General features: G+C 60.3%; 10 protein-coding genes. 2 read left to right on the top strand and 8 right to left on the bottom strand.

Going from position 1 to position 12,538, the window contains the following annotated elements; genetic code table 11:
- Positions 1-7: 7 nt before the first annotated feature.
- The 7 genes from BR41_RS05615 to BR41_RS05645 form a co-directional block, all read right to left on the bottom strand.
- The gene (locus tag BR41_RS05615) at positions 8-1,078 is read right to left on the bottom strand and encodes a TauD/TfdA family dioxygenase (protein WP_035053978.1); all 1,071 of its coding nucleotides are present in this window, start codon (positions 1,076-1,078) and stop codon (positions 8-10) included.
- 273 nt (positions 1,079-1,351) lie between these two features.
- Positions 1,352-3,436 carry a TonB-dependent siderophore receptor gene (locus BR41_RS05620; protein ID WP_051710254.1) on the bottom strand — a complete coding sequence of 695 codons (2,085 nt, stop codon included), beginning with the start codon at positions 3,434-3,436 and terminating at the stop codon, positions 1,352-1,354.
- 373 nt (positions 3,437-3,809) lie between these two features.
- Positions 3,810-4,610: a sulfite exporter TauE/SafE family protein gene (locus BR41_RS05625; RefSeq protein ID WP_035053980.1), complete on the bottom strand. Its 801-nt coding sequence runs from the start codon at positions 4,608-4,610 to the stop codon at positions 3,810-3,812.
- 242 nt (positions 4,611-4,852) lie between these two features.
- Positions 4,853-5,977 carry a sulfotransferase family protein gene (locus BR41_RS05630; protein ID WP_051710257.1) on the bottom strand — a complete coding sequence of 375 codons (1,125 nt, stop codon included), beginning with the start codon at positions 5,975-5,977 and terminating at the stop codon, positions 4,853-4,855.
- 61 nt (positions 5,978-6,038) lie between these two features.
- Positions 6,039-7,043 carry a DHH family phosphoesterase gene (locus BR41_RS05635; RefSeq protein ID WP_035053983.1) on the bottom strand — a complete coding sequence of 335 codons (1,005 nt, stop codon included), beginning with the start codon at positions 7,041-7,043 and terminating at the stop codon, positions 6,039-6,041.
- Between the two features lie 21 nt (positions 7,044-7,064).
- Positions 7,065-7,742 carry an adenylyl-sulfate kinase gene (gene cysC / locus BR41_RS05640; protein WP_084186855.1) on the bottom strand — a complete coding sequence of 226 codons (678 nt, stop codon included), beginning with the start codon at positions 7,740-7,742 and terminating at the stop codon, positions 7,065-7,067.
- A gap of 429 nt (positions 7,743-8,171) precedes the next feature.
- The gene (locus BR41_RS05645) at positions 8,172-8,804 is read right to left on the bottom strand and encodes a TetR/AcrR family transcriptional regulator (protein ID WP_035053987.1); all 633 of its coding nucleotides are present in this window, start codon (positions 8,802-8,804) and stop codon (positions 8,172-8,174) included.
- Between the two features lie 216 nt (positions 8,805-9,020).
- On the opposite strand from BR41_RS05645, the gene BR41_RS05650 reads away from it, so the two are divergent.
- Positions 9,021-10,565: an MFS transporter gene (locus BR41_RS05650; protein ID WP_035053990.1), complete on the top strand. Its 1,545-nt coding sequence runs from the start codon at positions 9,021-9,023 to the stop codon at positions 10,563-10,565.
- Positions 10,566-10,750: 185 nt separating this feature from the next.
- Here the strand turns inward: BR41_RS05650 and BR41_RS05655 are convergent, their stop codons facing one another.
- Positions 10,751-11,452 (bottom strand): UPF0149 family protein, encoded by a 702-nt coding sequence (locus BR41_RS05655; protein WP_035053992.1) that lies wholly within the window; start codon positions 11,450-11,452, stop codon positions 10,751-10,753.
- 295 nt (positions 11,453-11,747) lie between these two features.
- Here BR41_RS05655 and BR41_RS05660 point away from each other — a divergent pair, with 295 nt between their 5' ends.
- Positions 11,748-12,098 (top strand): endonuclease domain-containing protein, encoded by a 351-nt coding sequence (locus BR41_RS05660; protein ID WP_035053995.1) that lies wholly within the window; start codon positions 11,748-11,750, stop codon positions 12,096-12,098.
- Positions 12,099-12,538: the final 440 nt, after the last annotated feature.

Consider the following 12,538-nt stretch of genomic DNA (forward strand, 5'->3'; position numbering starts at 1 on the left):
GAGGGCCTCAGAGGATTTCGCGGTGGCGTGGGCCTTGCCGGAACGGCAGGGTGTCGCGCAGGTTGGCGTGGACGTTGACGCGGCGCAGCCAGCGTTGGCGCGGGCCGTAATTGGGCTGGTAGATGGCACGGCCGTGCACGGTGCGTTTGTTGTCCACCCAGATCAGATCGCCCGGTTGCATGACGACGCTGCTGCGCTGCTGATAGAAGGCATCGATCAGCCACGCCAGCGCATCGGCGGCTTCGGTATCGCCAGCGCGGGCACGCATATAAGCCTCGTCGACCTGAATGAACGGCCGGTTGCGAGCCCCGGTCAGCACCGGCACCGGTTGCGGGTCGAGGTGCATCTGGCGGATGCGGGCGAACGCGCCGTCATCTAGCCGCCAATGCGAGCTGACGTTTTGCTCCGGCAGGTGCGAGGTATCCGGCAGGATCTGGAAGCGCGGGGCGGAGAGCACTTGCCATTGCGCATCGGGGATATCGATATCGTCGATGCAGCACAGCAGCGTCTCGGCCGCTTCCTCGTTGCGGTAACACATGATGGAGAGGAAATCGCAGCGGTACTGGTGGAAGGCTTCTTCGTTGTGCCACACCAGCGTCACCTTGCTGCTGCCACCCAGTTGTTCGCCGGCATCTTTCTTGACCGGCACGATATGGCGCAGAAAGCGGCCGTTTTCCTGCGTGCGCCAGCCGAACAGATCGCCCAGCAAGGCGGTGAGCAGGCATTGGCGAATCTCTTCCAGCAACGACGGCGGGTTGACCCAGGCGGCATCCCAATGCGCCGGGCTGGGGCCGATGTTGGTGTCGTCGACCGGGATACCGCGCAAGCGCACTACGCCGCACGGCAGTTCCAGTTGTTTGAAACGGTAAGCCAGCTCGCGCAGGCTGTACGGCAGATCGTGCGCGGCCAGGGCGCACGCTGCGGCGAATTCGGGTGTTTCCACGCTATCGAAACGGGCGCGCAACAGCGCCGCGGTGGTATCCAGCCCGTCGATCTCGTGCGCGGTCAGGTGGTGGTCGTACAGCGTGCGCTGCTTGACCAGACCTGCCGCAGCGGGGTGCTCGGCGATCAGTTCCATGACGAATCCCTCTTCAGTCAGCGGCCGGGATGGCCGCACGGCAAACAGGGGGGCGGGACGTGGCGTGGGGGCATGGGTGGGTTAGGGCTGCTTCAAATGTGACTTAAGGGTTTTAGTCCCCTCTCCCACTTGTGGGAGAGGGTTAGGGTGAGGGTGCTTATAAGGACTCTGCACTTGGCATGCACCCTCACCCCCAGCCCCTCTCCCACTAATAGCTGGGCAAGGCTGAAGCCTTGCACGCGAGGGCGAGGGGAGCGCAGTAGTGGTCGGGGCCTACAAATCCACCTGCGCCGACACCGTATAAGTCCGCGATTTGCCGATCCACACGCTGTTGTAGCTGGCGGCGGCCCAGTAGCGTTTGTCGGTCAGGTTCTCGATGTTGAAGCGCCAGGTCGTCACGGTCTTGCCGATGCCGGTCACATAGCGCGCACCCACGTCGAAGCGGGTGTAGGCGGGCAGGCTGACGGTGTTTTGCGCATCCAGCTCGCGTTCGCCGACGTAGTACACGCCACCGTTGACGCTCAGGCCGCGTACGGCCGGGATGCGGTAATCGAGGAAGGTATTGGCCTGGAAGCGCGGTACGTTGGCGGCGCGTTTGCCGGTGGTGGCGGCATTGCCGGTATCGAGTTGCTTGGCATCGATGAAGGCCACGCTGCTGACCGCATACAGGTTGTCGCTCAGCTGACCGCGTGCGTTCAGCTCCAGCCCGCGATGGCGCTGTTCACCGTCTTGCACGTAGCGCTTGGCGCTGTTGACGTATTCCAGCGATTTCTGGATCTGGAACAGCGCGGCAGACACGGACAGGCGTTGGTCCAGCTCGGCCTTCGCACCCAGCTCCCACTGCTGGCTCTTGATCGGCTTTTGCCATTCGCCTTCGTTGGTGGTGCCGAACGGCGCGACGCCGCCTTGCTCGAAGCCTTCGCTGTAGCTCACATAGGTCGAGATGTTTTGCGTCGGTTTGTAGATCAGTCCGGCCGACGGCACGGTGACGTTCTGCTCGTAGGTCTGCGTCACGCCGGTGCTGGCACGGGTGAAGTCGTTGCGATAGCGGATGTGGCGCAGACCGAGCATGGCTTCCCAATTGGCGGACAGCTGCACCATGTCACTCACGAACACGCTGGGCTGGCGGTTTTCGGTCGTGTTCTTGGCCGGGTAGGCGATGTTGGCCGGCTGGGCGGTATACACCGGGTTGAAGATGTTGCCGACCGTGATCGGCAGCACGGCAAAGCCGCCGTCGTGCGCTTCGTAATTACGCATCGACACGCCGGTGACGAGCTGGTGTTTCAACGCGCCGGTGGTGAAGTCGCCGGAGACGAAGGCATTGCCGGAGAGCGTCTTGAACGTTTGATCCGGCGAGAGGTAGATATCGCCGGAAGTGATGTTGCCGTTGGCCGTCACGGTGTAGATATCCGGGAAGGCGGCGGTGCGGGTGTTGGATGAATAACCGAGCTGCGCGGTGAAGCGCCAGTTCGGGTTGATGCGGTATTCGAAGCGGCTGCCGATGTTGTAGGTATCGGTTTCGTAGCGCAGCCACGGCTGGCCCAGCAAGGTGCGCGGGTCGACCACCGGCGGTAGGCTGCCGTCGCTTTGCGTGCCCAGCAGCGGTTGGGCGGCGAGGTTCTTGTGCTGGTAATCGGCATCGAAGCGCAGCAGGGCATCTTCGGTCAGTTGCCAGTCGATCGCGCCGGAGACGAACTTGCGGGTGAAGTCGCCGTTGTTGTTGAAGTCGCCGAGCTTCTGGCCGGCCACGTTGAGGCGATAGCCCACGCGACCATCCCCGATCGGGCCGCCAAGATCGGCGCTGGCGTAGTAACCGTCATGATCGGACAGCTCGATCTTGCCGCTGGCAAAGCGCTCGGCCGTCGGGCGCTTGAGGATGTAATTGATGGTGCCGCCCGGCGCATTCACGCCATACAGGAAGCCGGACGGGCCTTTCAAAACGTCGATGCGTTCGATGTTTTCCAGCGGCACATCCATATACGGGCTGAGCGACAGGCCATCGCGGCGCAGCGTATTGGCCCAATCCACTCCGAAGCCACGAATGTTGACGTTATCGAATGCACCACCGACCGAGGCGTTCTGCACCGAGGCATCGTTCTTGGTCACGTCCGTCAGCGTGTGCGCGGCCTGGTTGGCGATGAGCTCAGCCGGGTAGGACTGGATCGACAGCGGTACATCCAGCGGGTCTTTCGCGCCCAGTGCGCCGACGTTCACATCAGGCACTTTGTAGAGTGTCGGGCGGCTGGTCTGGATGGTGACGGTTTCAAGTTCGGTGTCCGCTGCGTGGGCGAATTGGGTCGCCAAAGCAGTGGCGATCAGCAGGGCGAGCGGGCGCAAAGGGGGTAAGGCGCGGGACATACATTCGATCCGATTTTTAGTTAATAGGAATTGTTCTCATTATTAATATGGGGCAATTCTTACCGGTTGTAAATATGTCGGGAACAATTTTCTGACTACAGTTGGGGGATTGGTGCAATGAAACAGGTTTGAAACCGCGGGGGCGAGCAGCGTGCATTCAGGTAGCCCGGACGGCTTGCCGGCCGGGGCTGACGGTGAAAAAGATCCCGGCTGGTCAAGCCGTCCGGGCTACGGTTTTATGTGGCTTTGCGGGTGGGAGGTCGATGAACCTGTAGGAGCGAGCTTGCTCGCGATGGCAGCGACGGATGACCCACTGCGATCGCGGGCAAGCTCGCTCCTACAAATTGCGCAAGATGCGTTACGCCAACGGCACCTAACCAGCGTTACTCCGATACGCAACATACCCCGCAACCAGCACCAGCAAGGCCGCGAACAGTGCATTGAGCACGCCTTTCTTGCGCGCCAACGCTTTTGCCGCCTGCCGGCCCAGTGTCCCGCCAATGATGCCGCCGCCGACCAATGCCAGCGACAAGGGCACGCTGATCTTGCCGACGATGGCGTAATTGACGGCGGTGGTGGCACCGAACGCGGCGACAGACAACAGTGACGACGCGATGGCTTCCAGCGTCGATAGTCGCGTGATGAAATGCAGCGCCGGCACGATCAGAAAGCCGCCGCCAATGCCGAAGAAGCCCGATACGCCGCCGATGGCCAGCCCCGCGCCGGCAGTGGCGAATTGAGTGGAGGAACTTGCGTTCGCGGATGGCTGATGCTGCGCGTGGCTGGGGCGCAACTCGCCAAGCATCAATGCCGCCACGCACAACATCAACACGGCCAGAAACAACATCAGCGCTTGTCCATCGATCAGCAGGGCGAGTGTCGAACCGGCAAATGCACCGGCCACGCCAGCAACCGCGAATGCCGATGCGATACGCCAGCGCACCAGTCCAGCCCGCGCATATCCGGCAAGGTTGATCAGCGCGGTCGACGCGACGGCCAGCGCAGCCGTGCCGATGGCCAAGTGCGGGTCGTTGACCTTGACCACATACAGCAACAGCGGCACGGCCAGAATGCCCCCACCCCCGCCGACCAGACCGAGCAGGAAACCGATCGACAGACCGGACATGCCGGCGAGGGGCAGCTGGGTGCCTAGCCATGAGAGGTGCGTGAGCATGTTGGTTTGTCCTTGCGGGGAAGCACCCGCCGACTGAATTTGGTGCGCCTGTCCTTGCAAATCTCAGCGAATGTTTTCGTTCCCCCCTTTTTGAAGGGGGGCTAGGGGGGATTTCTGCGGTATCTCAATTTGCAACGATGTCGAAATCCCCCTCAATCCCCCTTCAAGAAGGGGGAAGTGGAAACCTGCTGCGCTTCCGCAAATAGTTCGCGAGCCTTTGAACCGTTTTTTAGACAAAGCGCCTAGTCGGAAACTTCAAACACCGCATTCTTCAACTCATCCAGCTTGTAGACCGCCCCTTTGGCTATCGGCATTGGCGCTGCCAGTTCCAGCCGTTGCTTCACCGTCGCGAGGTAATCCGCCCGGAATTTGCGCAACGCGTAGTCGCGGAAATTTGTTTGCTCCAGTTCGCGCCACGCCGCTTGCTTGCGGATTTCCGAGCGTTCGCGCGCCGCCGTCAGAGCGGCCTCATCGATCAACGCATTGGCATCGGTCATGGTCTCGTAGCCGTAAAGCTGCATGTATTCCTGCGCCGTCGTTTCGATGGTTTCGATCTCGTCCAGCGTCAACTGCTGCTTGAACTTGTCGATGTTCGCCGCGATGGGCGAGAAACAGTTGGAGGCCCACAACGCAGACAGCTGGGAGATTTGCTGCGCCTCGGCCGAGCGTGAGATGTCGAGCATTTGCGGCAGATAGTCGATTTCGAAAAAGGCGCAGATCTGGCGCAGCGTCTGTTCCTGGTTGGCGAGGAAATCCTCATAGCGGATCGTCAGCACCCGCTCCGGATGCTGCGCAATCAGCGAACGCGCGGCGCGGTGGGCGGCGGCCAGCGTGCGTGCATTCAGGGTGGTGTCGAAGTCGTGGATGATGGCTTTGTTCATCGAGGCGACTTGTGCTCGCGGATCACGCACCACGTTCAGGAATAGCATCTCGGGGAACAGCGTCATCAGCTCGTCGGCGTAATGCACACTGTCGAGTGATTTATCCATGACGACGCGAGCGCCATGTTGCTCGCCCGCCCGCAGCAGCAATTCCCACACGATGCGATGCACACTGCGCGGCTCATCGCGGATTGCCTCGAAGATGTCGACCGGATCGAACACCGCGCCAGACCACTTGACCATACTGGCCGCCTGCAAGCCGACCACATCGACCACCATGCGGAAATAGGCGCGATCATCGGCGAGGTCGCCATACAGCGGCACCAGCGGCATGAAGTCGACGATATGCAGCGGATAGGGTGAGTGAAACTGATCGCTGAAGTTGAGCCGCAAGCGCAAGGCATGACTGCCACAACGTCGCAGGGGAATCATCAGGATCGGGCGTGGCCGGGTGGTGGCGCTATTTCGTTCTACGTTGGCATTCATGACCTGGCTCCTGTGAAGGGAATTTCGGATGAGCGCGCTTGAGTGGTGTTGATCTGGGTCGTCAGGCCAGGGTGCGATGTCCGCTCATGGCGAAGTAATCCGCGAACGTGTCAATGAAGTGGGGCACGTCGGCGGCGGGCAAATGGTTGATGCCCGCCGCCGCCTTTCTGCCGCCGCCGCTGGTGAATCGCTCACACAAGCCATTCGCGGCATGGGTGGTCGGCTGGCCCGAACGGACACTGGCAACGAATGAGCCATCGGTGTTTTCGGTCAGTACGGCAAATGAATGCGCGGGGTGTTGTCCGGCCAGCTGGTTGGCGAACTGGCCCGATATCCGCCGTGCCCAGCTGGCGCTCGGCAGCAGATAGATCGCGCCGCCGGCCCATTGCATGTGCGGGGCAAGTTGCTCGATGCGAGCGGCATCGTCGCGGTAACCGTCGACGAGCAGGCGATACAGTGGCGAGCTGCCGATGAAATCGAACGGATCGGCAAACTGGTGTACCGCCCGGTACAGCACGTCCGGCGCGACATGCAACACGTCCACACAATCGCCATAGGCGTTGTAATTGAGCATCCGCCCCAATTCGTCCAGCGCATGCGTGTCTTTTTCATCAAGACCGATTTCGCTCGCAAGGGCGCGTGCGGGCGCGGCGAGGTTGTCGCCGAAAGCCGCGACGATCGCCCAAGGTCGGAAGCGACCTTGCAGATGGCGATCGACCAGCAGGCTGGTGCACACGTCCGGCGCGTCATTCCAGACCCATTGCAACTGCGGGTGGGCAAACGCCTGCTGCGCCGAATGGTGATCGAAGTAGCGGACACGTGCGCCGGCATCCAGCAAGCGCTGGAGTGGCAAGACGTTGACGTCGAGCGAGATATCGAGCGCAACCACATCGATATCCGCCGCTGGCGGCACGCGTTGCAGCAACTCGATATCGCGTTTGACGCCGGTGATCAGCTGCGCGTCGCACGGATCGGCGAGCCGCAGCTGGTGCAGCGCGCAAATGCCATCGGCATCGCCGTTGAAGACGTCGTACGCGAGGTGATTTGGGGCGTCACGCAACGCCATTACCCGGTCCATCGCCGTGGCCTAGTCGAAGTGTTGCGCGAGGTGGTCGTAGAGGACGGTGGTCGCCGCAGTGAGCGGCAATGCGTCCAGATCGAGCGTCAGCGCCGGGTTATGTGGCGCTTCATAAGGCGCGGAGATGCCGGTGAACGCCTTGATCTGCCCGCTACGCGCCTTGGCGTAGAGACCCTTTGGATCACGCGCTTCACACACCTGCACCGGGGTGCTGACGTGGACTTCGATGAAGCGTTGCTCGCCAATGATGTCGCGCGCCATGGCTCGATCATCGCGGTGGGGGGAGATGAATGCCGTGATGACGATCAGGCCGGCATCGTTCATTAGTCGGGCAACTTCCGCGGCGCTCCGAATGTTCTCGGTGCGATCCGCTTCGGAAAAGCCCAGATCCCGGTTCAGACAGTGCCGGATATTGTCGCCATCGAGCACGTAGCAAGGATGCCCGTCGCTGATCAGCGCTTCTTCCAGCTGGTAGGCAATCGTCGATTTGCCCGCGCCGCTCAAGCCGGTGAGCCAGACCGTGGTTGGGCTGTGAGCAAACTGGCGGGCCCGGGCTGCCGCGGTGATTCGCCCTAAATGCCAATGGATATTGGCGGTGGTGTTGTCGCCGCCAGTCAAAGGCTGCGCTAACGCCTGGGGTCGCTCACGGCTGGTTTCTACCGCGCGAACAAGTGCATTTCCTGTCATGAATATTCTCCAATTGACAACACTTATTGCGGGTTTGTAAGTACATAACTGATTGTTTTTGTCATACTAATAAAAAATAATCATCTTATTATATAATTAATTGTTATTTTGATCGTATTCATAATTTCATTAATAGTTAATGTGCGAACAAAATTTGAATTGAAACATTGAGCCAGACTGCCTTGTGGCCTTTCTGACAAATGAGGCTGGGCGCGGTGTCAGCTGATGAGCGGTTGTGAAAATGCGCCGTTCATCGCCAGAAAAAGGGCAAGTCGTAGAAAAGCGGAATCGAGTCCGGCAAGCGTGAGGTGGCTTGTTATTACTCGGTGGGCGCTCAGTGCGGGGGCAGATGACGGTAATGAGGTTTGCTGACAGCATCGCGAGTGTGTGTAAGGTCGCTGAGGCGATCAGTGATCGCTCGCCTGGGTATCAAGTGCCTTGGCTGACGGACTGCACGGGTGCAGGCACCAGGGCATTCCATGCCGTCATGGCCGCCGCCGCCATGCTGGCCAATACCTCGCGGCTGGCGCCGTCGAGCGCTTGCATTGCCATGCCTTGGCGGATGCCGATGTAGAACGCAGTCAGCATCTGCAAATCCACCGATGCCGGGATATCGCCATCCGCCACGCCGCGCTCCAACCGTGCACGCAGCAGGCCCACAGCGCGTTCGCGACGTTCATGCAGGTGCTGCCAGACGCAGGCGTTTTCCGGTGTGCAGTTCAAGGCGGAGATCAGCACCATGCAGCCGGCAGGCTGATCGGGGTTGGAAACGCACTGCGCAGTGGCGCTCAACATGGCGGCAATGGCGTCACGCGCACGGGGTTCGCCGTTCAGCACGGCGTTGATGACCGCACCTGCTTCGCTGTCGTACAGATCGAGCGCTTCCTTGTAAAGCGCCTCCTTGGAGCCAAACGTGGCATAGAGGCTGGGCGAGTTGATCTGCATCGCCTCGGTCAGACAGGCCAGTGACGACCCTTCATAGCCGTGCTTCCAGAACACTTCCATGGCCCGGCGCAGTGCTTGATCGCGGTCGAAGCAGCGCGGGCGGCCTCGTTCAGCCATTGCGTTGATCTCTCTGAAAATCTTTTAAAAGCAGTTGGTTACGTCAAACGTAATTGCAGCTGAATGTGCGTAAGCACAATTCTGTAATGATCATAACAGAAATGTATTGACAGACAGATTTGAATGCCTCGATCATATTTGTGTCGATCAATACAAATATAAGGCGCGGCCATCCAGCTGCGTTTTTTAATGCATTCAAATTCACCGGAGATCCCGATGACTTCTGCTCATTCCCATCCCAACGGCAAGTGGCTGGTTCTGGCTGCCGTCTGCCTCGCCGGCATGATGATGCCACTCAGCTTTACCGCGCCCGGCATTGCGCTGCCGGCCATCAGCAAGGACTTGGGCGGTAGTACCGTCGCGCTCGCCTGGGTCGTCAACGGTTTCATTCTTAGCTTCGGGAGTGCCGTGATGGCGGCCGGCGCGCTGGCGGATCGCTTCGGCCGCAAGCTGGTGTTCCGCAACGGCATCATCGTATTCGGCGTGTTGTCCTTGTTGCAGGGTTTGGCGCCGAATCTGCCATCACTCATTGTCCTGCGCGCACTGCAGGGCATGGCGGCGGCAACGGCGATGGCGGGTGGTGCTTCGTCGCTGGCACATGAATTCGATGGCAAACAGCGCACGCACGCCTATAGCTTGCTCGGCACCAGCTTCGGGATCGGGCTGGCGCTTGGCCCGGTGTGGGCGGGTTTTTTGATCGAGCACTTTGGCTGGCGCAGCATCTTCCTGACCAATGTGGTGATCAGCGTAATGGTGCTGGTGTTCGGCGTGCCACGCATGCACGAATCGCGCGATCCCGGTGCCAAGGGCGTCGATGTATGGGGAACGATCACGTTCTCCGCTACTTTGCTGCTGTTCACGCTCGGCATCATGCAAGGCCCGCAGTTGGGCTGGGGCAGCGCCTTGGTGATTGGCTTGTTGGTGAGTTCCGCCGTGTTTCTGGCGGCATTCATTCAGGTGGAACGCTTGCATCCGCGTTCGATGCTCGACTTGAATCTGTTCCGCAACCGGCGCTTTCTTGGCGCGCAGGCATTGCCGCTGGGAACCGCGTTCAGCTACGTGGTGCCGCTGATCATCCTGCCGGTGCGCTTCATTGGCATCGAAGGGTATGACCCGGTGCGTGCCGGCATGATGATGATCCCGCTGTCCGCTCCAATGCTGTTCGTGCCGTTCATTGGCGCGCTGCTCACCCGCTGGCTGGCGGCGAGTACCTTGTGCGTGGTCGGTTTTGGTATCTCGACGGTATCGCTGTTGTGGCTGGCAACGATTGCGCCCGGAGCACCGGCCGTTGATTTCGTCGCACCGCTGTTCCTGATCGGCGTCGGCGCTGGCTTGCCGTGGGGATTGATGGATGATCTGGCGATCAGCGTGGTGGCCAAAGAACGCGCCGGTATGGCGACCGGTTTCTTTGCGACAACGCGGGTGGCGGGCGAATCACTGGCGCTGGCCGTTGCAGGGATCATTCTGGTGGAGTTGCTGCAAGCGGGCCTTGGTCAGCAGTTCGGCGCTGGCGTACCGGCCGTGTCTATTGCGAACGCACTGGCTGCCGGGGATGTGTCGCAAGCGCATCGCATCCTGCCTGAGGTTGGCACGGCGGACTGGCTGCAAATCTATGGCAAGGCGTTCCACCATATGACACTCGCGCTGGCTGCATTGACCGCGACGGCTGGGCTGATTTCCTTTATCACGCTACGGCGGGCTCATGCTGCTCATGCGACTGCGCATCTGGAGCTGGCGGCGCAGGCGAATGGTGGGGAGTGAGTTGGAGCGCATCGGTGACAAGTTCCCTCTCCCGCTTGCGGGAGAGGGCTAGGGAGAGGGTGCCTGCGCAGGAAGCTGCTCGTGGTCCGACCCTCTCCCCCAGCCCCTCTCCCATAAAATGGGCGAGGGGAGAAAAAACAAAAACGGCCCGAAATGGGCCGCTTTGTTTTCAGGCGATGCAGTGATCACGCCCCGTGGCACTTCTTGTATTTCTTGCCCGAGCCACACGGGCAGGGGTCGTTACGGCCAACCTTGGGCTCATCGCGCTTCACCGTTTCGACCTTGCCGAAGCGGCGCTCCAGCCAGAAGAACATCACGTCCTCCACCAGCCACGGCAGTTCGGACAAGCGCTCTTCGCGGCCGGCAATATCGAGCAGTTGGGTTTCGTCTTCCGGGTGATGGCCGGCTTCCAGCGTGAGGATATCGGCGATCACTTCGAAGAAATCGTCATCCTCATCCAGCGCCGCTTGCCACAGGTCTTCGCGCGCCAGAATGCCGATGCGGAAACCGGACGCCCAATAGGCACCCAGCGTCTCGCGCCACTTTTCGTCCATGCCTTCGTCTTCGAGAATCACCGGGTAATACAGCGGCTCCTCGCCAACATTTTCGCGATGCTTGGGGGCAAATGCAGTGGTGACGGTGGCGGCGTGGCGACGGATCAGGTCGAGGACTTCATCGGCTTCTTTCTGATCGGAGAATTCGGGTGTCTGGCCGGCGAACACCTGCGGCAGCCATTCTTCCTCACCGATTTCTTCCGGGCCGATGGCGAGCGCGACGAGGAAACCGTCGAGCATTTCCAGGTCCATCGTCTCGTCCGGCGTACGCGGGGACATCAGGAAAGTGTCGAGGAATTCGAGTTCGTCGTCGGTCAGCGGGGTGTGGCTCATGTGGGGTCCAGTCGGGGAAGGCTTGCGGTTGATCGATATCGGGCGGATTTTACCGGGGATTTCGCTGGTGCATGGGATTGAACCGTCAGCCGGATTCATGCGGCTGAACTGTCCGCCATGCGAAGCCTCTTTTCTCTGAATGAGCGAAACGGGGAACTGTGCGAGTGCTGTTGCCGTCCCTTCTTGGCCGCTTGTCGCTGCTGAACTCTCCATCGTGTGCCAAAGATATTTGCCTTGCTGGGCGACAGTGGGAGAGGGGCTGGAGGTAAGGGCTTTATGCAAGGAGATACCCGCAATGTTTACCCCGCAGCGCCAGCGTAACTTCGCCGGATCCCTCCGGCAAAACCAGACCGATGCTGAATCCATCTTCTGGTATCACTTGCGTTCGCGTCGTTTCTTTGGGCTTAAGTTCAAGCGCCAGCACGCCCTCGGCCCTTATATCGTCGACTTCGTTTGCCTGGAAAAACAACTGATCGTTGAATTGGATGGTGGACAGCATGCCGCTCAGGTTCGTTATGACCAACGGCGTGACCAATGGCTGAAGGGACAGGGGTTTCTAGTGATCCGCTATTGGAACAACCAGGTTATTGAGTCGCTCCCCGCTGTGTTGGAAGATTTGGCGGGGCGTTGTCTGGGAGAGTCGTAGCGGATGGAAAATCACGGAACGATTGATAATGGCGGTCAGTGTGTGGATGAACATGGCAAGCCCTCACCCCCAGCCCTTCTCCCACAAGTGGGCGAGGGGAGCTAGAGCCCGCTGTTTCCGTAGCATTTGCGCCAATTGATCGGAGTAGTTTGCATCGAATCTAGGAAGTTGGTTTCACTTGGCGATTGATAATGGCAGTCAGTGTAAGGACGAGCATGGCAAGCCCTCACCCCCAGCCCCTCTCCCACAAGTGGGCAAGGGGAGCTAGAGCCCGCTGTTTCCATAGCATTTGCGCCAATTGGCCGGAGTAGCCTGCGTCGAATCTAGGAAGTTGGTTTCACTTGGCGATTGATAATGGCAGTCAGTGTAGGGACGAGCATGGCGAGCCCTCACCCCCAGCCCCTCTCCCACGGGTGGGCGAGGGGAGCTAGAGCCCGCTG

The sequence above is a fragment of the Andreprevotia chitinilytica DSM 18519 genome (genome assembly GCF_000711875.1).
Classification (GTDB): Bacteria; Pseudomonadota; Gammaproteobacteria; order Burkholderiales; family Chitinibacteraceae; genus Andreprevotia; species Andreprevotia chitinilytica.

Bases quoted from the DNA above. Each gene is read 5' to 3' on its own strand.
- BR41_RS05615 (WP_035053978.1), bottom strand. From the start codon at position 1,078: ATGGAACTGATCGCCGAGCACCCCGCTGCGGCAGGTCTGGTCAAGCAG.
- BR41_RS05660 (WP_035053995.1), top strand. From the start codon at position 11,748: ATGTTTACCCCGCAGCGCCAGCGTAACTTCGCCGGATCCCTCCGGCAA.
- BR41_RS05655 (WP_035053992.1), bottom strand. From the start codon at position 11,452: ATGAGCCACACCCCGCTGACCGACGACGAACTCGAATTCCTCGACACT.
- BR41_RS05650 (WP_035053990.1), top strand. From the start codon at position 9,021: ATGACTTCTGCTCATTCCCATCCCAACGGCAAGTGGCTGGTTCTGGCT.
- BR41_RS05645 (WP_035053987.1), bottom strand. From the start codon at position 8,804: ATGGCTGAACGAGGCCGCCCGCGCTGCTTCGACCGCGATCAAGCACTG.
- BR41_RS05635 (WP_035053983.1), bottom strand. From the start codon at position 7,043: ATGGCGTTGCGTGACGCCCCAAATCACCTCGCGTACGACGTCTTCAAC.
- BR41_RS05625 (WP_035053980.1), bottom strand. From the start codon at position 4,610: ATGCTCACGCACCTCTCATGGCTAGGCACCCAGCTGCCCCTCGCCGGC.
- BR41_RS05630 (WP_051710257.1), bottom strand. From the start codon at position 5,977: ATGAATGCCAACGTAGAACGAAATAGCGCCACCACCCGGCCACGCCCG.
- cysC (WP_084186855.1), bottom strand. From the start codon at position 7,742: ATGACAGGAAATGCACTTGTTCGCGCGGTAGAAACCAGCCGTGAGCGA.
- BR41_RS05620 (WP_051710254.1), bottom strand. From the start codon at position 3,436: ATGTCCCGCGCCTTACCCCCTTTGCGCCCGCTCGCCCTGCTGATCGCC.